At 52.5% G+C, this 26132-nt stretch carries 28 protein-coding genes; 3 read left to right on the top strand and 25 right to left on the bottom strand.

Annotation, left to right across the window (positions count from 1 at the left end; translation table 11 throughout):
* Positions 1-19 precede the first annotated feature (19 nt).
* Positions 20-931: an acetamidase/formamidase family protein gene (locus OXG87_02430; protein MCY3868384.1), complete on the top strand. Its 912-nt coding sequence runs from the start codon at positions 20-22 to the stop codon at positions 929-931.
* A 39-nt stretch (positions 932-970) separates the two neighbouring features.
* Complete coding sequence (locus tag OXG87_02425) at positions 971-1744, top strand: sugar phosphate isomerase/epimerase (protein ID MCY3868383.1); 774 nt, start codon at positions 971-973, stop codon at positions 1742-1744.
* 222 nt (positions 1745-1966) lie between these two features.
* Here the strand turns inward: OXG87_02425 and OXG87_02420 are convergent, their stop codons facing one another.
* The 12 genes from OXG87_02420 to OXG87_02365 form a co-directional block, all read right to left on the bottom strand.
* Positions 1967-2956: a phytanoyl-CoA dioxygenase family protein gene (locus OXG87_02420; GenBank protein ID MCY3868382.1), complete on the bottom strand. Its 990-nt coding sequence runs from the start codon at positions 2954-2956 to the stop codon at positions 1967-1969.
* 12 nt (positions 2957-2968) lie between these two features.
* Positions 2969-4270: an OFA family MFS transporter gene (locus OXG87_02415; protein MCY3868381.1), complete on the bottom strand. Its 1302-nt coding sequence runs from the start codon at positions 4268-4270 to the stop codon at positions 2969-2971.
* 2 nt (positions 4271-4272) lie between these two features.
* Entirely contained in the window at positions 4273-4989 is a 717-nt protein-coding gene (locus OXG87_02410) for a hypothetical protein (GenBank protein MCY3868380.1), read from the bottom strand.
* The gene (locus OXG87_02405) at positions 4986-6179 is read right to left on the bottom strand and encodes an ABC transporter substrate-binding protein (GenBank protein MCY3868379.1); all 1194 of its coding nucleotides are present in this window, start codon (positions 6177-6179) and stop codon (positions 4986-4988) included. The genes OXG87_02410 and OXG87_02405 overlap by 4 nt, the downstream gene beginning before the upstream one ends.
* Positions 6180-6342: 163 nt before the next feature.
* Complete coding sequence (locus OXG87_02400; GenBank protein ID MCY3868378.1) at positions 6343-7143, bottom strand: phytanoyl-CoA dioxygenase family protein; 801 nt, start codon at positions 7141-7143, stop codon at positions 6343-6345.
* Between the two features lie 27 nt (positions 7144-7170).
* The gene (locus OXG87_02395) at positions 7171-8616 is read right to left on the bottom strand and encodes a CehA/McbA family metallohydrolase (GenBank protein ID MCY3868377.1); all 1446 of its coding nucleotides are present in this window, start codon (positions 8614-8616) and stop codon (positions 7171-7173) included.
* Positions 8617-8710: 94 nt separating this feature from the next.
* Positions 8711-9130: a hypothetical protein gene (locus OXG87_02390; protein MCY3868376.1), complete on the bottom strand. Its 420-nt coding sequence runs from the start codon at positions 9128-9130 to the stop codon at positions 8711-8713.
* A 152-nt stretch (positions 9131-9282) separates the two neighbouring features.
* A complete protein-coding gene (locus OXG87_02385) occupies positions 9283-10863 on the bottom strand; it encodes a family 10 glycosylhydrolase (protein MCY3868375.1) in 1581 nt (526 codons plus the stop codon).
* Positions 10864-10884: 21 nt separating this feature from the next.
* A complete protein-coding gene (locus tag OXG87_02380) occupies positions 10885-11325 on the bottom strand; it encodes a cupin domain-containing protein (protein ID MCY3868374.1) in 441 nt (146 codons plus the stop codon).
* 11 nt (positions 11326-11336) lie between these two features.
* Positions 11337-11927 (bottom strand): DJ-1/PfpI family protein, encoded by a 591-nt coding sequence (locus tag OXG87_02375; protein MCY3868373.1) that lies wholly within the window; start codon positions 11925-11927, stop codon positions 11337-11339.
* An 83-nt stretch (positions 11928-12010) separates the two neighbouring features.
* Positions 12011-12814 (bottom strand): SDR family NAD(P)-dependent oxidoreductase, encoded by an 804-nt coding sequence (locus OXG87_02370; GenBank protein MCY3868372.1) that lies wholly within the window; start codon positions 12812-12814, stop codon positions 12011-12013.
* A 194-nt stretch (positions 12815-13008) separates the two neighbouring features.
* A complete protein-coding gene (locus tag OXG87_02365) occupies positions 13009-14094 on the bottom strand; it encodes an inositol-3-phosphate synthase (GenBank protein ID MCY3868371.1) in 1086 nt (361 codons plus the stop codon).
* A 140-nt stretch (positions 14095-14234) separates the two neighbouring features.
* On the opposite strand from OXG87_02365, the gene OXG87_02360 reads away from it, so the two are divergent.
* Positions 14235-15158: a LysR family transcriptional regulator gene (locus tag OXG87_02360; protein ID MCY3868370.1), complete on the top strand. Its 924-nt coding sequence runs from the start codon at positions 14235-14237 to the stop codon at positions 15156-15158.
* Between the two features lie 5 nt (positions 15159-15163).
* Here OXG87_02360 and thiI read toward each other — a convergent pair whose 3' ends face one another.
* The 13 genes from thiI to OXG87_02295 form a co-directional block, all read right to left on the bottom strand.
* On the bottom strand, positions 15164-16333 hold the full coding sequence (gene thiI / locus OXG87_02355) for a tRNA 4-thiouridine(8) synthase ThiI (protein MCY3868369.1): 1170 nt from the start codon (positions 16331-16333) through the stop codon (positions 15164-15166).
* A gap of 8 nt (positions 16334-16341) precedes the next feature.
* Positions 16342-17910 (bottom strand): PP2C family protein-serine/threonine phosphatase, encoded by a 1569-nt coding sequence (locus OXG87_02350; protein ID MCY3868368.1) that lies wholly within the window; start codon positions 17908-17910, stop codon positions 16342-16344.
* 5 nt (positions 17911-17915) lie between these two features.
* Complete coding sequence (locus OXG87_02345; protein ID MCY3868367.1) at positions 17916-19325, bottom strand: sigma-54 dependent transcriptional regulator; 1410 nt, start codon at positions 19323-19325, stop codon at positions 17916-17918.
* Positions 19326-19336: 11 nt separating this feature from the next.
* Positions 19337-20593, bottom strand: a complete 1257-nt coding sequence (locus tag OXG87_02340) for a HAMP domain-containing sensor histidine kinase (GenBank protein ID MCY3868366.1) — start codon at positions 20591-20593, stop codon at positions 19337-19339.
* Between the two features lie 22 nt (positions 20594-20615).
* Positions 20616-22136, bottom strand: coding sequence for an SPFH domain-containing protein (locus tag OXG87_02335; GenBank protein ID MCY3868365.1), 1521 nt, complete (start codon positions 22134-22136; stop codon positions 20616-20618).
* 16 nt (positions 22137-22152) lie between these two features.
* Positions 22153-22761: a hypothetical protein gene (locus OXG87_02330; GenBank protein ID MCY3868364.1), complete on the bottom strand. Its 609-nt coding sequence runs from the start codon at positions 22759-22761 to the stop codon at positions 22153-22155.
* Positions 22762-22893: 132 nt separating this feature from the next.
* Entirely contained in the window at positions 22894-23472 is a 579-nt protein-coding gene (locus OXG87_02325; GenBank protein MCY3868363.1) for an RNA polymerase sigma factor, read from the bottom strand.
* Between the two features lie 71 nt (positions 23473-23543).
* Positions 23544-23714, bottom strand: a complete 171-nt coding sequence (locus tag OXG87_02320; protein MCY3868362.1) for a hypothetical protein — start codon at positions 23712-23714, stop codon at positions 23544-23546.
* A 31-nt stretch (positions 23715-23745) separates the two neighbouring features.
* A complete protein-coding gene (locus OXG87_02315; protein MCY3868361.1) occupies positions 23746-24105 on the bottom strand; it encodes a hypothetical protein in 360 nt (119 codons plus the stop codon).
* A 25-nt stretch (positions 24106-24130) separates the two neighbouring features.
* A complete protein-coding gene (locus OXG87_02310) occupies positions 24131-24352 on the bottom strand; it encodes a hypothetical protein (protein ID MCY3868360.1) in 222 nt (73 codons plus the stop codon).
* An 11-nt stretch (positions 24353-24363) separates the two neighbouring features.
* Positions 24364-24561 (bottom strand): hypothetical protein, encoded by a 198-nt coding sequence (locus tag OXG87_02305; protein ID MCY3868359.1) that lies wholly within the window; start codon positions 24559-24561, stop codon positions 24364-24366.
* 21 nt (positions 24562-24582) lie between these two features.
* On the bottom strand, positions 24583-25254 hold the full coding sequence (locus tag OXG87_02300) for a hypothetical protein (GenBank protein MCY3868358.1): 672 nt from the start codon (positions 25252-25254) through the stop codon (positions 24583-24585).
* The gene (locus tag OXG87_02295; GenBank protein ID MCY3868357.1) at positions 25247-25924 is read right to left on the bottom strand and encodes a PspA/IM30 family protein; all 678 of its coding nucleotides are present in this window, start codon (positions 25922-25924) and stop codon (positions 25247-25249) included. The genes OXG87_02300 and OXG87_02295 overlap by 8 nt, the downstream gene beginning before the upstream one ends.
* Positions 25925-26132 lie beyond the last annotated feature (208 nt).

Here is a 26132-nt window from a genome sequence, read left to right as displayed (position 1 = left end):
TTACATAAGGAGATTTTCTATGCGTCGCTTTACGCGAACGCCCTATTACAGCGGGCCGGATGATCCGGCTATTGGCGAGGTGCGGGGTACGCTTGCCCTGGGTGAGACCGTGGTTATTGAGACGATCGGCGGGGCTGATAATGATTTTGAGGCTGCTGGTGAGGTCCGTGCGGGGATGATTACTTCTGGAGAAAGCCACCGCCGCTATGCCCGTCGTGGTGGTCCTTTTCGCATTGAAGGGATTGCGCCCGATGACTGGGTCGCTATTGAGATTATCGCTATTGAGGTGGGTCCCTACGGTTTTTATCGCAATGGCGGTCCCAACTGGGGCAACTGGCGCTGCGTGGCGCCTGTGCGGGATGGGTTGATCCACTTTCCGCCGGATTTTGTGGTGCCGGTGCGTCCCATGGTTGGCGTGGTTCAGTTGGAACCGTGGGCTGCCCATTCGATTGATCACGGCGGCAATATGGATTTTAACGCGGTTCAGCCGGGCAGTACTGTGCATATTCGCGCCCAAAAGCCCGGGGGCTTGCTCTCTCTGGGCGATGTCCATGCGCGGATGGGCGATGGCGAGTTGACAGGTGCTGGTGTGGAGATCGACGCGGCGGTTACTATAAAGGTGGATCGCTCTCCCGGTTTTCCCAATAGCAGTCCGGTGGTGGAGACGACTACGGTGGTAGAAGCTGCCGAGGAGTATCTGACCAGTGCCCGGGCGACCGAGTGGGGCGAGGCTCTCAGGCTGGCATGGTTGGAAATGGTGGCTCTGATTATTGACCGTTACGATACGACGTACGAATACGCCAATATGATTGTGGGCACGATTGGCGATGCGCGGCCCGGCTATGCTACGGGCTATATGGGTGGTTATGTTACGTGTCAGATTGCGGTTCCTAAGGAATTGCGGCGCACCGGGGTGCCGTACGAGGCGTAGAGCTTATACTGTTTACAACATTCAACGAAAGGATTTGCTATGTATTTGTACGGGATTCGCAATGCGAGTCTGAATATGGATTGGGGGAAAGACGCTTTTGCCACAGCAGGGGATATTGGGTTTGATGGGGTGGAGATTGTACTGCGAGAGGAGGAGCGGTTGGATTGGCTTTTGAGCGCGGCGGGCCGGGAGGAGGTTGGGCGATGGGTTGAGGAGACGGGCGCGCAAGCGTGTTCAATAAGTTTTGCCCTGTTTCGAGAATACAAGGGGAATGAGGAAGATGAGGCTGTGCGCGACCGCGTGGTGGAGCTTGTGCAAAAGGCGATCCGCGCGTGTAAGGGGATGGGAGGTGTCGGTATTTTGCTTCCGTATTTCGATGGGGAGAATCTCGATATGTCGAGCGCGCATGCAGAATTGTTGATTGAGGATATGAAGCGATGCGCCCCTGTCGCCGAAGACGAGGGTATTAAGGTTGCTCTGGAGACGAGTTTTTCTCCGGGATTGTTGAGAACGATTTGCGATGGTGTGGGATCTGAGATGGTGGGGGTGTATCAGGATACGGCTAATGCGCTGCAATACGGGTACGATTCGGTCGATATGCTCGTTACTTTACCTGAACACACACAATTGATTCATATTAAAGATACGCGGCGTTCTGATCTGGGCGAAGGTGATGTGGATTTTCCCGCGTGTCGAGATGCGATTGCACAGATCGGTTACGAGGGTTGGCTGATTTTTGAAACGCCAGGGGGTGCTGATCCTGTGGCATCGGGTAAGAAAAATTTGGCGTTTGCAAAAGAGATGTTCGGGTAGGCTGGCAGAGGGTGAGGGAATCGAACCCTGAGTGGTTGCCCACACACGAAGCCAGAATGCTCCGCCCCATGCCAAATGGTGTTCACCCCCTGCATTTATACTGTTGTTTTTTGGCAGAGGGTGAGGGAATCGAACCCTATGCAGTTGCCCGCACCACCGACCAGTGTCGGGCGGCCCCCTTGGACCGTTCACCCCCTACCTACTTTTGACAAATCTGTATGCTTAAAAGTTTCTCCCAACTGTACGTTCAGGACGCATTTCGCCCAGGGATTGTTCGCCGGGTTGGATATATTCTACGGCTGGGCTTTCGACACGTCCGTAGGCATTCCACACTTTGAATCCGAGTAAAGACAGGAGATCGGGCGATGCCTCGGCGAGGACTTCGGGTGCCGTGCCTATGGTAAAATTTTCCTGTGGACGGAACTGGGGTCCGCAAAATGTGGTGAGTATGGCCCAGCGCAGTTGATCGCTTATATTGGCTCCCGTGCCGTGCCAGATGCGTCCGTCGAGGAATCCAATTGTGCCGGATGGACCTTCGAGGGCGACTGTTTCGATGGCGTTGTCGTCGGGATTGTCTGGGCGGCGTCCCCACAGGTGACTGCTGGGAACGATGCGGGTGCCGCCGTTTTCTGCTGTGAAGTCGCCGATCATCCATACTACGTTGACGACGACGCGGGGCCAGATGGATGCAGTATCGGATTCGTCTGTTTGCTCGCGGCTGATAGAGCCTGCGGGCAAATGCGTTCGGTCTGCGCGCGTTGGCATGGGCATCCACCACTGGTCTGTGTGCAGGCGCATGGGAACGCCGCCGGGTTTGGCGATGTTGGCCGAATGGCTCGATAGCAAATAATCATTGCCCAGTGCGTGATCTATGATGTTGCGAACCCCTGAGTGTAATAGCATGTCTTGAAATACCCGACCTTTGTTGATCAGCATCCACACGCGCTGGTTGACGCCTCCTGCCGATTGTGTAAACGCCCCTGCGCGTACCTGCCCGTTTTTATTTCTAAAATCCCCCCAGTTTTGTTTTGCACCTCCGTCTTCAAATGCAAGCCCGCGTTGTTTTTCGGCAAGGGCTTGTTCTTTTAGACGGGTTTTTATTTTTGAGAGGTCTTCTGCATTGAGCGCGTTGGCGAGCAGGCCATACCCACAGGTGTCGAGTTGTGTTTTGACCTGTGCGAGGTCTTCGGTTGGTTGTGGAAGTTCAGACATGTGTATTCCTCATTATTGGGATAAAATGCCATACTGGCGCAGGGTGCTTTCCAGTGTTGGCCTACTAAGGCGAATGCGGTCGTCGTTTAACAAATAGGAGAAGACGTAGCCGAGGCCGAGCATAAAAATCCCGATCAAGAAGCAATATATGACTGCGCGGTCGGGGTATTCGTCTTTCAGGTATCCTACGTAGAGCGGTCCAAAGATTCCCGCTGCTGCCCAGGCGGTTAGTATTGCCCCGTAGATTGTGGACATTTTTTTGCTGCCAAAAACGTCGAGAACAAAAGATGGCATTGTGGCAAAGCCGCCGCCAAAGCACAACAGGACATAACAGACGAGCGCGGAAAAGATCCAGGGGTTGCGCTCTGTCATTAAGATACCGAAGACGATCATCTGGCTGGCGAGTAAGATTCTGAAGACGCCAACGCGACCTATGCGATCCGATAGCAATCCCCAGAAGAGCCGCCCCACGCCGTTGCACAGGGAACTGACGGCGATGAGCGTGGCGCCATATTCGGCGAGTGTTACTGGCTCCAGGGATGGATCCGCAAATCCCCAAACTTCTTGCAGGAGTTCCGACTGAAAGCTGATGACGGAGATGCCCGCGGCGATGTTGAAAAAAAATACGATCCACATGAGGGCAAATTCAGAAGACCGCAGATAGGGCGCGACAGTGTCTTCGTATTCCATCGGTTCATCGTCAGCAACAGCGGGTACAACTGCGGCTTTGGGATCGCTCAACACAAAGCTGGAGGGCAAGAGGATACAGGCAAATACTATGCCGAGCCACAAGAAGACAAGGGGCAGATCCGATTCTGTTCGCAGTACGAGAAAGGGTGCCAGCACTTTGCTCAAGAGAAATGCACCCACGCCAAATCCCATCACGACGATGCCTGTCACCAGACCCTTGCGATCTGGAAACCACTTTGCCGCAGTTGCAACCGGCGTTACATAGCCAAGTCCAATTCCCGCACCGCCGATAACGCCGTATCCCAGGTAAAAGAGTGGGATAAAGTCCAGATGAAGGGCGAGGCTCGCGATCATATATCCGCCGGAAAACATGACACTGCCCGCGACTGCGAGTTTGCGAGGTCCAAATCGCGGTAGCGTCGCACCTGCCCAGGCCGCAGATGTGCCGAGGGAAAAGATCGCGATGCTAAAAGCCCATGCGGTTTCTGTGAACGTCCAGCCGAGTTGTCTGACCAGAAGCGTTTGAAAGAAGCTCCACGCGTACACGGTGCCGAAACAGAGTTGCAGGAGCGTGCATAAGAGCGCGATGACTGAACGCGGAATCTGTATTTCCCGTTTTGCCATTTTTATGTGTCCGATTGATCGCTTTTTTTACCCTCAGAAACATAGAAGAAGAGGTTGGCGAGGTGTCCGACCTCGTCGTCGCGCGATAGCAGTTTGTCGTCCGAAGCTCCATTTCCACCGCGCGCGCGACCCACTGCATAAGCGAGGAGGTCGCCGAGGGGATTCGCCGCGAGGTTGACGAGCCATATCGCAGCAAAGAAGCCTATCACGAGTATGATGCAGATGAGATAGACCTGCCTTCCGATTGCCCGTTGTATTTTGAGCGCAATCAGCCCCGTGTCCATGCCCACGTGAACCGTGCCGGCAATGCCTGCCAGAATCGGACTGCCAACTTCCACGAAATCGCCCATTCCGGGTAGATTGCGTTCTATGGCTTCTGTCTTGAATGGGTCGTCTGCTCGAATGACTTCGGGAATGCCAGGCACGAATGTGTGGGCGAGAAATTCACCTGATTCATCTGTAATATAGATGTATTTGATGCTCTGGATTTCGACAAATTGATCGATGAGCGATTGCAGAGCTGCGAGGTCCCGATTTAAGAGAATATCGACACTGGAGTCGGCGATGGTCTTCGCGATGTTCTTGCTGTTGTTCTCGTATTCTTCCGACAAGTGTGTATCGACCGTATAAATACACAAGGCGGATGTTGACAGGCTGATCATACCAAATAGCGCGAAGATGCCGAACCGCGTTTTTTGAAAGAGTTTTTTGATTTTCATTTTATGCCAAACCTGTCTTCCCAGTTATCCAGTGTGACAAAACGGCCGTTTTCGACAACTGTGTAATAGACTCGCTGTAGGCCCTGCCGTCGGTCTGGGCCAAAAGAGACCTGTTCGCCGATGCCCAGATCGAAATCCTGAATGCTGAAGACCGCGTCTTCGAGCTGGTTTCGCTGCGGGTTGTCGCTGAGGCGGCGCAGAATTTCAACCATTAATTTGGCGTTGAGAAATCCCTCGAGGCTGACAAAGCTCTGAGCGAAGGGTGTGTAGTCTTCTTTCACCAGTTCTTCGGGGGGGTGGGGAGCGTATTGTTGCATCATTTCACGATATTCCTGGACGGCTGGCGTGGATGTTTCTTCGTAACTGGGTACGACTTGAGAGTTTACGAGCAGTTGCGTGTATGAGTCGCTGTTGTCCTGTCCCTCGGTGAGGAGTTTCAAGAGGTTTTCACTTCCGACAAAGGACAGGTTGGCAATTGGAACGCGCAGGCCGAGGTTAACGGCGTCGCGCGCAAAGGCCGCACAAGCCGCATAGGCTCCGATGCAGATCACCGCTTCTGGGTCTGATGCTTTTAGTATTTCGACCTGTTTTCGCATGCTGCCGGTGAATTTTTCCCCGCGGCGGTACGTCGCTTCCCCCACGATTTGTTCTCCGTGCCTCTTCAGGGCACTTCTTACGCCCGCCCATCCACTGCGACCATAAGCATCGGCTTGATAGAATACGGCAATGCGTTTTCGGTTGATGCGGACAAAATTATCCACGAGACCAGCGGTTTCCTGGCGGTAGGAGGCGCGCAGATTAAAGGCAAAGTCGCCATAAGGCGGTTCTCGCTGGGGTTGCGCGCCGGTGAATGGAAAGAACAAGAAGATGTTTCTGTCCTGGAATTTTTTGAGCATGGGGAGCACGCGGGTTACGGTGGGCGTTCCGACGTAACCGAAGAGCAAAAATACCTCGTCTTCGAGCATCAATTTCAGGGTGTTTTTGACGGAGGGATCAGGTTGATAACCGTCGTCGTACGTTTTGAGAACTATTTTGCGTCCCGCGATACCCCCTTGCTGATTGATGTGTGTGAAATACGCACTGGCACCGCGATACAGTTCGATGCCCAAACCCCGGGATGGACCGGAGAACGCGGCGGACACGCCGAGTACGATCTCGGTGTCGGTCACGCCAGATGATGTCCGTGTCATGGTGTGCCTCCTTGTTTGTGGTTCAAGCTGGCCGGTGTTGGCGCCCGCTATCAGAGTTTTCAACCATGGAGCGATTGCGCAACAGGCAAGGCCGGAACGGATGAGTGCTCTTCTCGTGATTGGTTTCATACGGGATGTGCTCTTTCGCTGATGCCAGGTCTGATCATTCTTCGAGTGTTGGGCGATTTAGCCGCGTGTGATAGGGTGGTTCCATGACCGCACGTTGCCGTTCGTTTGCCCATTCGGGTATGTCATAGGCACGTACATAAGCCATGTTGCCGGCGGTGTAGCGGGTGAGCGTTGACCGCCGCGGATGGTCCGCTTTCCAGGGCAGGGTGCCGTGTGTGACGGCTTCGGTGAAGATGATTGCGTCGCCTGCCTTACAGGTGATCTGGCGGATGTGTTCCTGGTGTTTTTGATACAGCCGCATTTCTTGTGGACAGGGATAATTGCTTTTGTGTGATCCCGGGATGAGGGAGAGGCCGCCATCGCCTGCGTTGACATCGGTGAGCTGGATAGAGACGACGGTGAGGCCGTTGTGCATTTTGCCATCTTTAAATATATAATACTGGTTGGGGTCAAATCCAGGTCCAGAGGAGCCGTGGAAGCGATGGCCTTCGGCTCCTTTATCCATCCAGAGCAGGAACATCTGGTGATCGATGCGAAAGCCTTTGCCGAGTATTTCGTTGAGGTAGGGCACTATGAGGGGGTGCGCCAGCATGTCGCGAAAGGGATTGCACCAGGGTTCGTCCCAGTGGATGAGGCTGCCCAATTCGCCGCGTCCATGCGTGCCTTCAAGGGCTGGTGAGTCGCCGTCAAGACGCTGTTCTCTCGGGCGAATACGCCCCTTTTCGAGGTGGCGGTCAACCGCTTCGTTCGCCAGGGCCAGTTCGCCTTCGGTCAAGACGTTTTTAACGACGAGATACCCATTGAGGTCAAAGAGATATTTTTCATCTTCGGTCATGGTGTTGTGGTTTCTTGTTCGGGGTTTTCAATTTATCAGACTCGCATACGCTTCCCGTCCCTGGCGGAAGAGGTCTTTGACTTCTTCGCGTTGCTGGTCGGTGTTGTAGCGGCCATAGGTTTCGATCCATTTGAGCGCGTCTTCGATGCCGTTGAGAAAATACTGCGCGGATTCGTTGCGCTCGGCAGGTGGACGGCCGCAGGAAAAATAAACCGGGCTGCTGTGCGCGTAGATCGATTGGTCAAAGCTGTCGCGCTGGTTGCCCCAGAGCCGGGCAGCGACCCAGCCGTCGCGGTCGATATTTACCCGATGGCGAATGGCGCCCTCGCGTTTGCCTTCGGGAAAGTTTTCTCTGTGGATGATGCGACCGTTCATCGCAATTTCGGCGCAGTGAATGGGGTAATAGGACGTGAATGTGGATTCTATGTCGAGCGAGCCGCCAGAGGGCAATTCGACCGTGGCGCCCATGGGGTGATCGTTTACGTTTAGATCAATGGCGGGACCATTGGTGATAAAGGTGTTGCCCGATTTCATACCGGTTATCCAGTTTTCGTAGGAGAACGCGCCTCTGGTGTTGACATAGACGCGGTTGTTGGAGCAGACGAACCAGTCGGTGCCGGTGGAGGCGGGCAAGGCGATGCCGCAATTGAGCAGTTTGTACCACAGGTCGTATTCGGGGTCCATCCAGAAGGGGTCGAATAGGTTGAAGGCGTCTAATTTTCCCAATGCCGCGGCTATGGGGGCTTCCATGCCGCGACCATTGTGACACCATATCACGATGCCGCCCTGATCGCGGGCTTCGTCGCAACAAAAGCACAGGGGGGGATAGTCGGGGTCGAATTGCGCGGTTAGGATGTGGCCGCGGCTGACGGGTTGGATGAGGTTGCGGATGTTGAGGAACATGACGTGCCCATATCCAAACCCCCAGGGTGAGTTTTCGCCGTAGTGGCGGTTTTCTTCGCCGATGTCGAGTACGTGATGTGCGGTGGTAAATTCGTTCATCACGCCGATGGGATATTTGTTGCTGGCGTAGGGAAGTTGTCTTCTGTCGAGGACGCTTACGACGGTGACGTTGTAGCCTTCCACGCTGCAGTCAATGGCGAGTCGGTCGTCGGGGCGGGTTTCTTTTTCGTCGTAGTGGATGTGTGTGTTGCCCGGATACCAGTTGTTTTCCTGCGGGATATACCAGCGGTTGAGGGTGATTTCGACGTCTTTGACGCCGTTTTCTGGCATTTCGACCACGGTGCGGATGGGTTCGTATTCCGTGCCGCGTTCGACCAATATGTCGGTGCGCCCGCGCGAGGCTTGAACTTCAAATTCGCCATCGCAGAAGAAGAAGGGTGTGCCGGGTCCGCGTTTGAGCATGGCGTCGCGCGGGTGGCAAAAACGACCGTTGGCGGTCAGGACGTGTACTTTGGCGTTGATTGGTTCGCCTGTCGCGCTGTCGATAATATGTCCGTGCAGGGTGCCCATCGTACGCTCCGGTTATTCGAGATGTTTCTGCAATAGCGTTTCGAGAATTCGATCAAATATTCCTTGCAGCCCCTCTCAGAGCCGCAAGGAACGCCTATAAGTCGAGTTTGTCTGCAAATGCCAGCATTTTTGCTTCAACCTCCTGGGCAATCGGTTGTAGTGTTTTCTGGTCGATCTCGATTTGCTGTATCCTTTCATCCACATTTGTCGAGAGACAAAAACGCAGATTGTGTGTCAGGTCGTGCATCGCGTGCTCAATATGGTCTCGAACCGTTCCGGGAGGGTACATCCATTGCCTTGCCCGGGTCTGTTTCAGGTTGATGTGGCAATGGCCTTTCCCGCCGTGTTTTTTTGCCTCGCCAAAACAATCCAGACGCAAAACTTCCTGGTTATAAGCATATACAGATGCTGCGGGACCGTAACCGGCGCGGTCATTTCGCCAATAGACTTCCAATCGCACATCGTCTTGTATCGGATATGTAGTCCGATCTTGTCTGCCTGGTTGTGTATCCATGTCTTGTCCTTTCTGTTGTGGCGCAGATGACTACATGATCTATGGGTCTTTCTTCAGGATATTATTAAAATTTCTTGAAGTCAAGATACATCTCTTGCGGAGAAAAAGAAACACTTCTACCGGGGTGTTTTGCGTTTTGTATTGGTCACAGGCTATTGTTTGCCCGTCTGGGAATGGGATTGTATCCCGCATTCTATGTGATCTATGACGATATGCTCTTCGATGTTCTCAGCAGATTTTGAGATGGTCAGGCCCAGGTGGTTGTCGCCATAAATAAATGGCGGGTTTGATAGCGCGATTGTACACGATGGGAATTGGTCGTTATCGGGCCAAGTCCATTTCAGATCTTGAGATGGGATTTTGGTGCCGTTGATGTCAACTGTGAGGGCGTCCTCTTTTGACAAGCCCTGTGCAAAGAAAGTCAGGGTGTTTTCTGAAGGGATGGGTTCTGAGGGGAGATGTTCACACAGGCGAAATCTGAAGGTGTCTCGTTGTCCCATTTTTGGGCGGGAGAGGACGAGTTCTTCTTTGATATAGACCTCGCCCAAACTTTTGCTATTTGCCCAGAGTGAACGGAATGTGTAGTGTCGGTCCGGGCCGATGTTTTGCGGGTCTTTTAATTCTACGAGGTCGTTCATTGCCGCTGGATACATTGTGGGGATTTTTGCGCCATTAGTTCCCGGGGGTTCAAACTGAGGTCCCCAGTGAAAGAAGTAATTTTGGGTCGAGAAGCCGTCGGCGCCTGCGGCATAGAAGTTTTGCAATGCTGCGCGGTATTGGGGCATGTCCATGAGAATTTCTGTATCGATACTGAGTCTGGGTTGTACCTGGGGATAGACATAGCAGTCGTGTTGCCGGGCTATTGATACAAAGTCTTCGTATTTTTCGTTGAAGTCGGTGAATCCGAAATCTCCAGGTGCGACATAGTCGATCAGGCCCTCTTTGATCCAGGTGGGTACGTCTAAGCTCAGCTTTTTACAGCCCGCCATTTGCTGGGGTACGCGTACGCCGAGGATGAGGTTTCGGTCTCTGCCTGTTGGGGAGTGGGCGTTGTCCAGCATGTTGCGGACTTGTCGGATAAAGCCGGTCATGGTGCTGTGGCTGTGTGATAGTTCAGCTCTGGGAAAACATTCTGCGAGACGGGTGAAGTTAAATTCCATGCCGTCGATGTCGAAGCGGTTGGCGACTTCTTCCATGATGGCGAGGAGAAAGGCGCGTACTTCGGGTATGGCGTAGTTTAAGGAGCACCCGTATTTGCGGTTTTCGGGCGGTGCGCGTCTGGTGGAGGGTTTGTATTCTCTGAGTACCCATTCGGGTTTTTCGTCGCAGAGTTTTTTGAAGAATTCCGTGTGGTGGCCGTGGCGGTCGTTCATTCGAAAGCCAGCGATAAATTCCATACCCTGTTTATGGCATTCGTCGATATAGACTTCGACGGGCATGATACCTGTGTCCATGATGGGTACCAGGCGCTGGTGCTGATGCCGGATGTCGTAAGGGCATTTGTCGGTTCGCCAGAACATGGTCATTGCTTCGGCGAAGATTTCCTGTACGAGGGTGTCGATACTGCCCGCGGAGGCGTAATTGCGAACGATCTGGCGCAGTTCTTCGGGTTTGGCCGCCGGGACGCTGAGGTGGCTGGTGGTGTTTGAGGGGTCGCTGACGTAGATGAGACGGCGCGTGCCACGGGGTTGCAAGTGGCCCAGGTGTGGGGATGATGTTTGTAGAGTTGGCATTTGGTCCGTCCTTGTTCGCGTTTATGGGGGGGCTGTGCGCTGCGGTTGTGCGCCATCGGGCAGGGGGGGGACGTCAATGCCTGCCTTTGGCAGGGTGCCGGTCATTTCCTGCTGCGGATGTGCCACAAAACCTGCTGCACAGCAGTAGATCATTTTCAGGGGTACGTCACCCGTGTTGGTGAGTTGATGGTATTCTCCCGGGGGAATGTACACGGCCTGACCGGCTTTCAGGGTTTGTCTTTCGGTTCCAAGACACATTTCGCCTTCGCCTTCGATGACGAAGTAGATTTCTTCCTGTGCCTGATTGTGCCAGGGTACCTGCCCTCCGTTGGGTTCAAAGGTGACGTATCCAATGGAGAATTCCTCTGTGGGGATGGGGGTGCCAGCACCTGCTAATGGCTGTGTTCTTCTGCGTGCGGGAAATTGTCGGCCTTCAATCTCGCGCAGGTCTGAGATGATCATGTTGGGGTCCTTTAATCGGCGGCGACTGTTTCGCGGGTTTTCATTTTTTCGCGCTCTTCGATGAGCAGGTTCATCCAGTGTTTCATGTACTGTCCGTGGTCGTTCCACACGCGACCGCTGACCAAATTGCCATCGATGACGCACGGTTCATCGACGAAGATGCCGCCGCAGACTTCGAGGTCAAATTGGCATTTCCAAACGCAGGCCATGCGTCGCCCTTTGACTACGCCTGCGCGACACGGGATTTCAACGCCGTGACAGACGCTGGCAACGGGTTTGTTGTGTTCAAAGAAATAGCGCGTGATACGAATGAGATCGGGGTCGTCGCGAATGTATTCGGGGGCGCGACCACCAGAGAAGAAGATGCCGACGTATTCGGAGGGGTCAACGTCTCGAAAGGCGATGTCGGCGTTGATCGAATACCCTTTCCATTCTTCGGTGATGTCCCAGCCGGGGGAAATTTCGTGGAGTACCATTTGATAGCGCCGCTTGTCTGGTCCCGCGACAACGGGGGTAAATCCGTCTTCCTGTATTCTGAGAAATGGGTATAGGGTATCGACGGTTTCTGTGGCGTCTCCTACGATGATGAGAACTTTGTCCATGACGGTCTCCTTTGTTATATATCGACGAGGATGGTTTTATGCTCCTGAGCAGATCGCACGATGGCGTCGGCAGTTGCGATTTTTTATTTTTTTTTCGGCAAGTTTATGCCCATGCGTCCACCGTCAACGTGGATGGTTTGGGCTGTGATATAGGAGGCGTCTTCGCTGAGTAGGAAGGCGATGACAGAGGCGACTTCCTCGGGTTGTGCGCGCCGCCCCATGATGCAGGATGAGATCGGTGTTTCTTCCAGTTCTTTTCTGCGCGCCTGCGGATCTGGAGCATTGCCAAAGTGCATTTCTGTGACGATCCAGCCCGGTGCTATGGCATTGACGCGAATGCCGTAGTCAACGAACTCATAGGCCATTGTTTTGGTCATCGAAACCAGGCTTGCTTTGATCGCATCATAGACCAGCAGGTTCTTGCGCCCGAGGAATCCCCCTTCCGAGGAGGTGTTGACGATTGCGCCGCCCTGTTTTTTTAACAGGGGCAAGAGGACTTCGGTTAGCAGCACCCAACCTCTTACAATTCTCGTTTCAGGTTCCCAGTTTTGCCGCCATTCGCCGTCTTCAATATTGCCTTGTCTCAATATGGCGGCGTTGTTCACGAGTATGTGAAGTGTGGAGAATGTTTCCGAGACGATCCGACCCGCTTTTCTGACGGATGTATCGTCTGACAAATCGACTTGTAAAAATGTGGCTTTGCCACCGGCTTCTTTGATCTGAGATACGGCGCGATTGCCCATCTCTGCATTCAGGTCTGCGATGATTGCGTGCGCGCCTTCGTCCGATAGGCGATTTGCCGTTGCCCGACCAATGCCAGAAGCACCGCCTGTGATGAGGGCGATCTTATTTTCAAAACGCCTTATTTGGTGTGGGTTTGCGTACATTATTTTTCTCGTGTTCTGAATGGTTCAGGGGTGATTTCCTCTTGGCCCTCTGAGATTACGGGAAAGGTACCGGGTAAATTAGTCCCTTAGAAATAGAAATCAAACGGTTTTTATTGCAATGTTTTAGAATAAAAAAGCGACCAGGGGCACAAAGCCCAGGGTCGCTTAAATATAAGATAAACGCTGTGTTGGCGTTATTCTTTTAAGCCGTACTGGCGAATAAAGTCACTCGTCATTTCGCGAGCTTGATCGTCGCTAAATTGTTTGGGGGGCGATTTCATGAGGTAAGACGATGGTCCCATCAAGGGACCTTTGAGTCCGTGGTTGAGGGCGAGTTTGCAGAGTCTGACTGCGTCGATGACCACGCCTGCTGAGTTCGGTGAGTCCCAGACTTCGAGTTTGAGTTCCAGGTTGAGTGGCACGCCGCCAAAGGTTTCGCCTTCCATGCGGATATGACACCATTTGCGGTCTTCCAACCAGGGGATGTGATCGCTGGGACCAACGTGGATATTGTCTTCGCCCAGGTCGTAGTCGAGTTGAGAGGTGACGGCCTGTGTTTTGGAGATTTTTTTGGATTCCAGGCGTTCGCGCTCGAGCATGTTGTAAAAGTCGGTGTTGCCGCCAAAATTGAGCTGATACGTTTTGGTGAGTTTGACGCCGCGTTCGCGGAACAGGCGGGTGAGCACGCGGTGGGTGATGGTGGCACCGACCTGTGATTTGATGTCGTCGCCGATGAGGGGCAGGCCGCGTTTTTCAAAGCGCTCGGGCCAGTGTCCGGCACTGGCGATAAAGACGGGCATGCAGTTGACGAAGGCACATCCGGCCTGGAGGACTTGTTCCACATACCACTTGGTGGCCTGTTCGCTGCCCACGGGCAGGTAATTGACGACGACGTCTGTGCGCGTGGCTTTGAGGGTTTCGGCAATGTCAACGGTGTCGCCTTCGGCTTTTGTGATGACTTGATCGAGGTATTTGCCCAGTCCATCGTGGGTCATGCCGCGGTAAACGGGAACGTCGAGGTGGGGGACATCGGCAAATTTTATGGTGTTGTTGGGATGTGCAAAGATGGCTTCGCTCAAGTCTTTGCCCACTTTTTCCGCATTGACGTCAAAGGCTGCGGAAAATTCAATGTCGCGGATGTGATAGCCACCCAGGTTGGGGTGCATCAATCCGGGGATGAAATCATCTTCAGAAGCGTTTTTGTAGTATTCGATGCCCTGTACGAGGGAGGATGCACAGTTGCCTGCACCGATGATGGCGACTCGGACTTTGGAGGACATGAGTCTTCTCCTTGCGTGAAAAGAGTTCATAAAATATTGTCGGACAAATGTCAGTGATTTTTTCTTATTAGACAAATCAATAATTGCTATATTACTTATAGATAAAATCTATAGATTGCATTCTACAATTGGAGCGAGATATGAATCTTTATCATTTGCGTTATTTTTTATCTGTTGCACAGACCGGGAGTTTTAGCCAGGCAGCACGGGAGATGCATGTGACCCAGCCAACGGTGAGCAGTGGTATTGCGGAATTGGAAAAGACAATGGGGGTGAGGCTTTTTAACCGGGGTGGCAAGCGCGTGGCGCTGACAATGGAAGGGCGCACGCTGGTGAATTATGCGATGCAGATTCAGGATCTGGTCGAAGAGGTAGAAGACCACTTGCAGCGGCGCGATGTGTTGCCGGGAGAGGGGTTTCAGTTTGGCGCAATTGATGCGGCTGTGACGTATTTATTGCCGGATATTTTGAAGGATTACAGGCGTGCTTATCCCGATGTTTCTCTGTCTGCACAGGTGGCGCCCTCGCGCTATCTGGTAGATGACCTGCTGATGAATCGCTCTGAGTTTGCGGTTATTTCACTGCCTTATGATCATCCGCGGGTGGAGACGGTGTCGATTTATCGGGATTCTATGCCGCTGGTGGTGGGGGCATCTCATCCTTTTGCTGCACGAAAAAAAGCGACTTTGCAAGAGGTGGTGCAAGAGCCTTTGATCCTGTTTCACACGGATTCCATATCGCGCAAAATTGTGGATGAGCGTTTTGCAGAAGCAGGCGTGTCCCCCGGCGGGGTGATGGAGATGCGAAGTCCGGAGGCGATGCGAAAGCTGGTAGAGGTCGGTGTTGGGATTTCTTTTTTGCCTTTGCTAACTGTGCAGGAGTCCCTGAGTGCCGGGGCGTTAAAGGTGGTGGATGTGGAGGGGGTGGCATTTAGCCGAGAGATCGGCGTGGCGTGGCGGCGAGGACGCTATTTTAGTGCGGCGATTCGGTATTTGATTGAGGCGATTTTTGAAGCGTACCAGGGGCTGGAGGTCTGGCATAAGAAAGTGGGGGTTGTAAAATGAGTATGCTAAAACTTAAACGTTTTGCGTTCGGTTTGTTCAAGGGTTTGTTCGATGAGGGGGGCGAGGTTGAGCGCGGATTCGATTTCGCGGACTTTTTCCAAATTGGCGCGCGTTTCGGGGTGTTTGGGTACAAAGACAGAACAACAATCTTCATAGGGTTCGATGGAGATATGATATGTGCCAATGCGCCGTGCTTCATTGATGATTTCTTCTTTGTTGTCACCGGCTAATGGACGCAAGATGGGTAGCGGGGTCACTTCTTCGATGACGCGCATGTTCGACAGGGTTTGCGAGGCGACCTGCCCGACGTTTTCGCCAGTGACAAGTGCGAGGGCATTGACTTTTTGGGCAACGGCTTCTGCTATGCGCAGCATGGCGCGGCGGTAGAGAATGACGCGATAGCTCGCAGGTGCTCGCATCATGATGTGGCGTTGAATTTCGACAAATGGCACCAGGTACAGGTCCGACACGTATTGATGCCGGGTGAGGAGTCGCACGAGGTCTTCGGTGTTGCGCTGGGAGTTGCGATTGGTATAGGGCTGGCTGTGAAAATGCACATAAGTCAGTTTGACACCGCGTTTCATAATTTTGTAAGAAGCCACGGGTGAGTCAATGCCCGAGGAAATGAGGCTTACAGCGCGTTCATTGGAACCGACGGGCAACCCCCCTGGTGCCGAGATTTTTTCGGCGTAGATGAATATGCGTTGTGGGGCAATTTCAATAAAACAAATGAGGTCTGGATTGTCCATCAGGACGCGGGCACCGGACAGGGTTTGAATATGTTTGCCCACGTCCCGGTTGATTTGGTCCGAATTGAGCGGAAAGGTTTTGTCGCCGCGTCTGGTGACGATTTTGAAGGATTGAAAGTCGGTTTTTTGTGCGAGTGTCCAGGCTGTTTCTCGAATGGCTTCGATATTGCGTTTGGCGATCACAGCTTCGGAAAAGTTGGCGATGCCAAAGACTGTTGCGAGTCGTTCGCGGATGACATCTATCGGCGATTCTGAGGTGAGTGCGAGCATCATGCGACCCGATAGACGCTCGAGCTTTCCACAGGGTACGTCTTTGAGTGCGCGGGTGATGTTGGTCATCAGATGCCGTTCAAATTTGCCCCGATTTTTGCCTTTGAGGCCAATTTCGTGATAGTGTATGAGTATGAAGCGGGCGTTGGTCGTCATGAGATGGGTCAGGAGTTAAGGGATAAATCGCGCTGGAGTATAACGAGGGTTATGTCGTCGGTGCGCCGCGCTTTGCCAATAAAGGATTTGACATTGGCTACGAGGTCGGCAATCAGGTCTGTGGGTGTCTGATCTATGGATGCGCGTTCGAGACAACGTATAAATCGGTCGTCGTCAAAGAAGTTGCGTTTGGCATTTTGGGCTTCGACAACACCATCGGAGTAGAGTACGAGACGATCACCGGGCGCGAGTGTTAAATGCTCAACGCGATATGGCGTTTGGGGGCGTACGAGTGCCGGGATCCCCAGGGGATATCCCGTGATGTCGATAAATTGAGATTGATTGGATAGGTGGATAGGAGGACAGTGTCCTGCGCTTGCAAGCGTGACTTCGCCTGTGGGTACGTCGAGCACAACAATACAACAGGTGATAAATGTCGTGTGTTCAATTTGACCTTCCAGTGAGTCATTAAGACCGTCGAGAATATCAGCTGGCGCAACGCGATTCTGGCATTCATAGCGGAGCATTTCATTGAAACGCACAGCGGTCACGGCTGCTTCCATGGCTTTGCCAGAAACATCGGCAACGACGATGCCGAGTTTTGTTTTGTCTTCATCCAACCAGCGGTACGTATAGTAATCCCCGCCGACGCTGTTGGCGGGAATACAGGTTCCGTCGATTGCAAAACCAGGCAGGTCGGGACTGGATTGCGGCAATAGACCCATTTGCATGTCGTGCGCTGTTTGCAATTCATCGCGCATTTCGGAAAATTGTTGTTTGTAGCTCTCCCACTGTCGCGCTTCTTCGCAAAGGGTCTGGTTGTAAGCCGATGCGAAAATTCCAAGCGCGAGGGGTTGAAAGAGGGCGAAGATACAGAACTGGACGAAGGCATTATCGATGATGTCCCTGGTGAGTGCGATTGAGCCTGCAAGAATTCCGAGCGCGGTGAGTATAAGCGCACAGTGGCGAAAAAAACCGTAGCGTTCAACGGCTTTGCGGCTTTCGACATAGGCTTCATCAATGTGTACTCCCCTGTCTGCTGCCAGAAGATAGATGTAGAAGCATTTGACAACAAAAATGAGGCCGGGTAAAAATAAGAGGCAAGCTGCCGGAATGACGGCATAATAAATAATATTTTTGTCTTCTAAGAATCTTCCAATGTTTTCTGGTGCAGCGGGGATATCCCAGGTCGTTTCCCGGGCGACGACCTGTTTGAATGCATTGAGCAGGAATGCAAAGAAATCACTGTTCACAAAAACCAGCGCTACAATGAGGACGAAGCCGAGAATAAAGAACAGGAAGATAAAAATGTTCATCGAAAAAAAACGGACGAAGCGAATGATTTGCCCAAATAGATCTCGCATACGGGGTTGTTCCCCTTGTTGCGCGCGCAAGATCATGATGGCAAAGCCCGCATATAAGCTGCCCAGGAGCAAAGTGCCCGATATCGCACTCAGGAGTATTGCCAAAAATGAAGCGAGAAACAAAAAGGGCAGGTGACTCGCCCAGGTGGATATGCTGTCGTTGAGACAGCGAAAGTATTGGAGATTTGCCCGAACGGGGATGTCGAGAGCCATAACAATCAGGGTTTTTCTTTGTTGAGTTTGTATTTGCGGTACAGGTGGCGAAATTGGTCGTAGCTGAGTTTGAGTTGTTTGGCGGCTTCGCGCTGGTTCCAGGAGACTTTATCGAGGATGCGCCGCAATAGACTCAGTTCAAAGGATTGCACTTGTGATTCAAAACCGTCGCTCAATTCGGGTGATTGGGGCGCTTGTTGAGAAACTTCGGGGGGCAGATCTCCGGGTTCAATCTCTGTCCCTCGGGCGACACAGGCCGCGCGTTCGGCCGCAAATTTGAGTTCGCGCACATTGCCCGGCCAGCGATATGTCATCAGGCGTTCTATTGCCGCATCGGAAAAATCGCGTTTTTGAAGGCCGGGTACTTCTTCGACAATTTGCGCGACAAAATAATCGGCTAATGCGGGAATGTCTTCTCGGCGTTCGCGCAACGGGGGCATGTGCAAGACTTCAAAGCGCAATCTGTCGTAGAGGTCCTGGCGGAATCGGCCTTCGGCAATTTCCGTTTCGAGATCGGTATTCGTGGCGGCAATAACGCGCACGTCGATAAAGATGGGTGTCGCACTGCCCACGCGCTGGATTTCGCTATATTCAATGGCGCGCAGCACATTTTGCTGAAATTCGGGGGTGGTGTTGCCAATTTCATCGAGGAATAGGGTGCCGCCACTCGCGGCTTCAAATTTGCCTGGACGGGCTTCTGTTGCGCCCGTATAAGCCCCTTTTTCGTGTCCAAAGAGTTCGCTTTCGAGCAATTGGTCGGCAATGGCGGCGCAATTGACTTTGACAAAGGGACGGTCTTTGCGGTCGCTGTTATAGTGGATGGCAGCGGCGACGAGTTCTTTGCCCGTTCCGGGTTCGCCTGTGATGAGCGCGGGCCTGGGGATGGGAGCTACGGTTTGCGCTCGCTGGAGGATTTGCTGGAGTTTGGGGCTGGAGCCGATGATTTGATAGCGTTTGCCAAATTCGTCCCGGTAGAATTGATTTTCGCGCCCCAGGTCCTGAACTTCTGCCCGCAGTTGGGCATTTTCCCTGAGTGCTTGATAAACGCGGTCGAGTTTTTCAAGGCTGAGTTCGATTTTGTCTTCGATATAAAAGTCTTTTTCAATAAAGTCTGTTGCGCCCAGTCGCAATGCAGCCACGGCTGTATCTATTGTGCCCTGTCCGGTGAGCATGATGACGGGCAGGTCGGGAACCGATTTGAGCATTTGTGGTAAAATTTCGAGGCCATCGGGTTCATCGGGCCCGTAATCGAGGTCGAGAATGGCCAGGCCAATCTGATTGGGATGCTGTTGGAGATATGTTAGCGCTTCGCGTCCGGTAGAGAAGGCATGGATCTTGCGCGTGTCTTCCCGCAGGCTTCGAATCAGCATGTCGAGGACTTCTATCTGGTCGTCAGCAACGATAATTTCAGTCATGGGAGAGGGTCTTATTGAATAAATTCTTCAGCTATTGGATCGCGCGAGGTGTCGGGTACGCTGTGTTGCAGGCCAATGCTGTCTTGTTGTGTTGAGACTTCAAAATCGACGGGCAGGTCAATGCGAAAAACCGCGCCTGCACCGGGGCGGCTGATTACGCGCAACGTGCCGCGGTGTGCCGCTGCAATGCGAGAGCATATACTCAGCCCATAGCCATTGCCTCGTTCTCGCGTTGAAAATCCGGGATCAAATATGCGGGTTTGCAAATTTTCCGGAATGCCGGGGCCATTGTCTTCCACTTCAATATAAACCGAACTGCGTTCTGTATCGGCGCCGACCTGTACTCTTACCACGCCATTATCTTCAACGGCTTCGATGGCGTTGAGGGTCAGGTTTGTCACGGCTTCAGATAACATGCCTGCGTCCGCTTTTACCTGGGGCACATGAGGTTCGGCGGCAAAGATGAGTTCTTTGTTCCCCGCTCGTGCAGAGAGTTTGTGGGTCATTTTTTCAATGAGTTGGGACACATCGACCAGCGCGGGGTTCATCGTGTCTTGTTTCATAGACCGCAAGTAGGCGACCCATTGGTTGTAGATGTGTTCTTGTTCGTGTGCGATGTCTTTCAGATCATCCAGGCCATCGGAATGTGGCGGTAAATTGCGTATGGCGCGGCGCATTCGGCTGCCGGAGAGACCCATCAGGTTTTTGATGCGATGGCCGTGCGTGTAGAGGCTTTCATAGACCTGTGCTCGCCCAAGGTCTATGAGTTCGAGAGATAGGCGGGCGAGAATGCTCGTCGATGCCCTGACGCCAAATTCTTCGGTGATGCTTGCGTATTCGCGTTCCATTTGTGCCGGGCTCATGTGTTGAAAGAGCAATCGGGCGAGGTTGCGATAGGGCAGCATGTAATCGGGTTCGAGGTGTATGGCGATTTTAAATTCGCCAAGAGCCGACAGGATTTGCCCATTTTGCATGAGCAAAACGCCCAGGTTGTTATGCCCGGGCGCAAAGAGGGGATCGGCTTCCAAACCCCGGCGGTAAACGGCGATGGCTCGAGATACGTTTTCCGGAAAGTCATCGAGCAGGCTGCCCAACAAAAAACAGACGCGGTCCATTTCTTCGCCCTGGTCATCGACAGACAAAATGTGTTCGAGGTGTTCAACCGCTTTTTTGTAGTCGCCCGAGCCTGGCGCTGCCCCGCGTGCGTGTTGCAGCGCCATTTGGAAACGGGATTCTATGTCGAGGTGTGTGTTCAGGGTGTTGGACATGGCTGTACTTGCGCGTTGTAACCTACGCCTCTGCGTCTTTTGAGGTGTCGGATTTGCCGTTTTCTCCGGGTGTTTGTTCGCCGTTCATTTTGCCCAAAAATTCGGGCAATTCAAGTCCTGCCAGACGCGCCAGATCGTGCATGGGAGGCAGAGCACCCATGAGGCGTTGTCCCAGGTTGGACATGCCACTTTCGCCATTGCCGCTATCCCAGACCATTACTTTGTCAATGGGTAAATTGCTAATGGCTTCTGCCTGGATATTGGCGACTTCGGTGAGGCGTTCGATGATCAGAAAGGCCGCTGCTGCCTGGTCGTTGTCGCCACAGGCTTCAACGAGTTGTCTGTATCCTTCGGCTTTGGCGTTGAGAATGGCCTGAGTTCCCTGGGCTTCAGCCTGTTTTTGTGCGAGAATGGCTGCGGCTTCACCTTCGGCAATAAGTCGTCGCTGTTCTTTTTCGGCTTCTGCCTGAACGACCTGGCGTTGTTTTTCGGCTTCTGCCTGAACGACGATTTCTGCACGCAGGCGCGCTTCTTCGCGCAGTGCTCGGGCTTCTTCGGCTGCTTTTTCCGCGGTTTCCTGGGCAACGCGAATGGCGCCGTCGGCACCTTTGGCCGCTTCTTCTGCTTTTCGGCGCGCTTCTTCTTCTGCAACGCGTTGTTGTGCGCGATAGCCCGCTGTTTTTGCTTCTGCTTCTGTTTCTGACTGTACGGCTTCGGCTTCGAGAGCGGCGACGTTTTGGCGTTTGTCTCGCCCTGCTTCTGCTTCGCCAATTTCGGCTTCGGCTTCGAGAGCGGCGACCTGTCGTCGTCTGTTTCTCGCAGCTTCGGCTTCGCCAACTTCGGCTTCTGATTCGGCTGCGGCGACGTCCCGACGCCGATCGCGTGCGCGTTCGGCCACGCCAACTTGTCCGTGTCGTTCTTGTTCGGCCACGTCGATGGATGCCTGGTTCACGGCTTCGGCTGCTGCTTTTTGACCGATGGCTTTGATGTAGCCGCTTTCGTCGTCGAGGTCTTTGATGTTGACGTTGATAACAGCCAGACCAATTTTTTCCATTTCAGTGGAGACAGCATCATTGACTTTGGTCATGAATGCCTGTCGGTCCTGATTGATTTCTTCAATTTGCATGGTTGCAATGACTGCGCGCATCTGACCGAGGATGATGTCCTGTGCCTGGCTTTGAACTTGTTCACGGGAAAGGCCCAAGAGTCGGATGGCAGCGTTTTGCATGATGCCTGGTTGATTGGAGACCGCTGCTGTGACTGTGGTGGGCACGGATACGCGGATGTTTTCCTGTGATAGCGCGTTGTCCAGGTCAATGGGTACGACAAAGGGTTCGAGGTCGAGGTAGTCGTAGTCCTGCAATAGGGGCAGGACAAAAGCTGCACCACCGTGTACACATTTTGCGGCTGTGCCACCTCCCGTTTTGCCGTAGATGACGAGGATTTTGTTGGATGGACAGCGCTTGTAACGCGAGATGAATGTGAGGAACAGCAATAATACAACAGCTGCCAGGATGACGGTGAGAATGAATTCGTTGGGCATTATACCTCCTTTAAGTTCAGGATTGAATGGGTTCGACTTCAACTGTGGTTATGTCGAGTGTTCGCAGCACGCGCACCGGCGTTTTGTTCTGGATGGGCTGCCCGTCTTTGCTGCGCGCAGAGATGTAGTTGACAGCCCCGCTTTCCATCACGCGGATTTGACCGGCACCATTTTCGGGGATGTCGATATAGACTTCGCCTTCATTGCCGATGCAGGACGATAGGTTTCGGTTATGCGATTCGGAGAGTTGTTGCACTTTGTAGAAGAAATATGCAACCAGGACCATCCCTGCGCCGCCCCATATGAGGCCGCGGAGGACCGAATCTTCGGTTGAATGTCCCGAGTCGAGATAGAGTGCGCCCGCCCAGCCAAAGAGCATGCCAAAGGCTATTATAGAGCGCAGTGAAAGCAGTTGAAAGGTGGCGGTACCGTGATCATAAGGGCTATTATCGACATCTGGCCCCGCATCGTTGGCACTGAAGTCGTCGTGGTCCATGACGTCTGCGGAATCGCCCAGGCCCATGAGTGTCGTAATAAATTGCCAGAGAAACAAAAGGGTGAAGAAGACGGCACAGCCATAGAATGCCTGAGTGAGAGGCGCGAGTTCTGTCCACCATGCCTGCATATTAACCTCCAGAAATCCTGCACGTTCCATTAACTATTTTGAGTATTGTGGTAGGAACTGGTGACGCGTGAACCTGTTGTTCCTAAATTTGTCCATGCAAGGGGCGAAAAGCAAGGGTTATTTCGCATCCGGTCATCCGGGCTGTAAACCGAGTTTGCGAAATTCGCTTTTGAGTTGGCGGCGGGCGCGGCACAGCCAGGTTTTTACGGTTCCAAGCGGAACGCGAAGTGCCTGTGTGATTTCTTCGTAGGACCAGTCCATGACGTAGCGCAGCCACATGGCTTTGCGATAGCGTTCGGGTAAGTTTTGAATGCTTTGGTGAACCAGTTCTATGCGTTCGCGTTTTTCTACAATCTGGTCTGGGAGCGCGCCGGGTATGAGGTCGCGGATGACGTTGTGAACGACTTCGGGGTCTTCGGTTTGATGGATCCAGTTTTTCCGGACTTGCTGCGAGCGCAGGTGCGAGCGATAGACATTGAGGGCAATTTGCGTGAGCCAGGTCGAAAATGCTGCCTGGCCTTTGAATGTGTGGAGCGAGCGATAGGCGCGAAAAAATGTGTCTTGCATCAGGTCGTCAATGGTGTCGCGGTCCGAGATGCGCTGTGCGAGGGTGCCGTAGATCTGACTTTGATATTTGTGGTAGAGCGTTTCAAATGCCCGGCAGTCGCCCGAGAGGGATGCGCGAATCAGAGTTTGATCCTGTGTTTTCACTTTTTTCTCCATTCGTTAAGATAATTCGTTTATTACTATTCTTTTGTTTGTGACAAGACGGATTTTTTCCGTCAGTCTCTTTTGAGCAAGCGATAACCGATCCCAATACATACAACGGCGATGGCGAGTCCGATCAGGTTAAGGATAGACTCCAATAGAGAGCCGATGAGTGGGAAGATAACTGTAAAGGCAATATAGCCGCCAATGACGATGAATACGATGCCGATGAGTTTTGCCAACATGGGATGTCCTTTTTATTTGTGAGGTTGTCCGTCAATCCGAGATGGTCTGCGGAGATGAAGATGACTTGACGGGTGAGCGGCCTTCGAGACGCTCGAGTTTGTCGTCGTTGGTGATGACGATGTCTTGAAGGTCGATGAGGTGTTTTTCGAGTTCTTTCACGCGTTTTGAAAGTTTTTCAGACAGGTTGTTGTTTTTTGTCGATTTGTTTCTTTTTTTGTTTTCTGACTCAAATGCGAATACGAGGGCGACAATGGTAATGATAGCCATGGCGACCCAGGCCGCCGCCAGGATGAGACTACCTCCAAATGTTGGATTTTCGATATAGGCAATTGTACCGCCTGCAAGAATAATCAGACTGATACCAACCGTGAGTGAGAGAAAGATGCGCATGGTGTGCCCTCCCTGTTCGTTTAAGTTAGCGAGAAATGGGCGATCGGTCGAATTTTTCGTCAATGGTGATCATGACGTCTTGAATGTCCGTGAGTCTGCGGTCGAGTTTGTCCATTCGCTCATTCAAGCGTTTTTCCGCATCGCTGGGAATGGAGCTTTTTGTGCGGCGATCGATGAATTTGTGTGCTGCTGATACAATGGCTCCTACAATGATGATCATTGATATGCCAACAAAGAAATCAATCATGGTGCCCTCCCTTATTTTCTGCTGAGTTTTTCGTCAATGGTGATCATGACGTCCTGAATGTCTGTGAGCCTGCGGTCGAGTTCGTCCATTCTGGCGTTGATCCGTTCTTCCGCATCGCTGGGGACGGATCCTTTTGTGCGTTGTTCAACGTATTTGTATGCCGCTGATGCGAGAATGATTATCGCTACCATTATGCCTATTTCAAACATTATTTTGCCCTCCCACACTCATTAGAGTTCATCCACGGGTCTTGCGCGGTATTTTTCATCCCAGCGTTCGATTTCCGGAAAGTGGTAAACGACCAGTCCCGAATCTGAGATTCGCATTTCTACATGACCACTTATGGTTAATTCTCGCAGGATTTCTTCAGTTTTTTCAACTGTTATTCTGGTGTCCATAGCGGCTTCTGTTACGGTGAGGTTGCCCCCTTTTTCCCGGGCGAGACGGAGTATGCGGTGCTGGTTTTTGGCATGTGCTTTTTTGTCTCCCGATCTTTTGACCCGGCGACCTGCCCACCATATAATTTGAGAGAAAACGATTATACAGAGGCCAGCACTGAGTTCTTCGTGCCTGAATGGGTTGGTGCCATCGACCCAGGGGGGATGTTCTACCAGTGTAATGAGTACGAGCAGGAGGCCGCTAAATCCCATGAGTATAGCCATTCCTATTAAACCATAAGCGAAGAGGTAACGCATGGCACAACTCCCATCGGTGGCGAGGTCAGCGAGGCGGTCGGGTACGCGCTTGAATGAATTGGTTGCGGTTTGGAAATCACTGCTCGCGCTGTGAACGCGCGCCTCCCAATTTCCCTTCCATTTCTTTTTTATTTTTCGCTCCGCATCGTTGACCGCGCGGTCAATTTTGCTGGCGATTTCATCGGCGAGTTTTTCCAGGTCACGCATCTTTTTGGCCCATTTTCTTTTTCAGCGCATTGAGTTCGTCTTCTACTGTGCTTTTGCGCTCGAGTTTGGAAAATTCTTCTTCCAGAGAGGGATCGACACTCGCCATCTCTTGATGGGCTTCTGCTTCTGCTTCTTCTGTTTCGATGCGCTGGCGGAATCGCTCAAAGCTCGAAAAAGCGTCTTCTCCCACTCCTGAGAGGCCTCTGGCGATTTGCTTGCGGGCTTCGGCCGCACGACGTCGGGCAATCAGGGTGCCCTGGCGGGTGCGGGCTTCGTCGAGTTTGGCTTTGAGTTGGGTGAGTTGCTGTTTGAGTTGGGATGAGGTTTTACGGCTTTCTTCGAGGGCTACTTCAAGGTCGTGCGTGGCTTCCTGATTTGCAGCTTTGCGCTCGAGGGCGCGGCGAGCAAGGTCGTCTTCGCCAGCCTCAACGGCCATTTCGGCTTTTTTTTGCCATGCTTCGATCTGATCTTGTTTTTCGAGATATTGTCTTTCCAGACGTTTTTCATTGGCTACAGCCGTGCCGACTGAGGCTGTGGCTTTGTTGACGGCTTCTTCCATTTCCAGAATCATCTGGCGGATCATTTTTTCCGGGTCTTCTGCGCGGGTAATCAGGTCGTTGACGTTGGCTTTGACGATGTCGGCCATTCTGTAAAAAATTCCGCGTGCCATGATCTTCTCCTTTCACAAGGTGCTGCATTTATGAGATTCTGATGTTTTTTGTTGTCGCATTCTTTTTATGCAAAGTCTATGCCAGGGGTGTGATACGGTATTAAATGTTGTTTTTTATATACATAGATATTTTTGGGAAATGGGATGGGTCGATAGAGTTGGTAAAAATTACCATGTGTTCTGGCGAAAGAGACCAAATTTACCATTT

The organism is Gemmatimonadota bacterium (assembly GCA_026706845.1).
Classification (GTDB): Bacteria; Latescibacterota; UBA2968; order UBA2968; family UBA2968; genus VXRD01.
The sequence above is the reverse complement of the archived record's forward strand: the minus strand, read 5'-3'. Positions and strand labels throughout refer to the sequence as shown.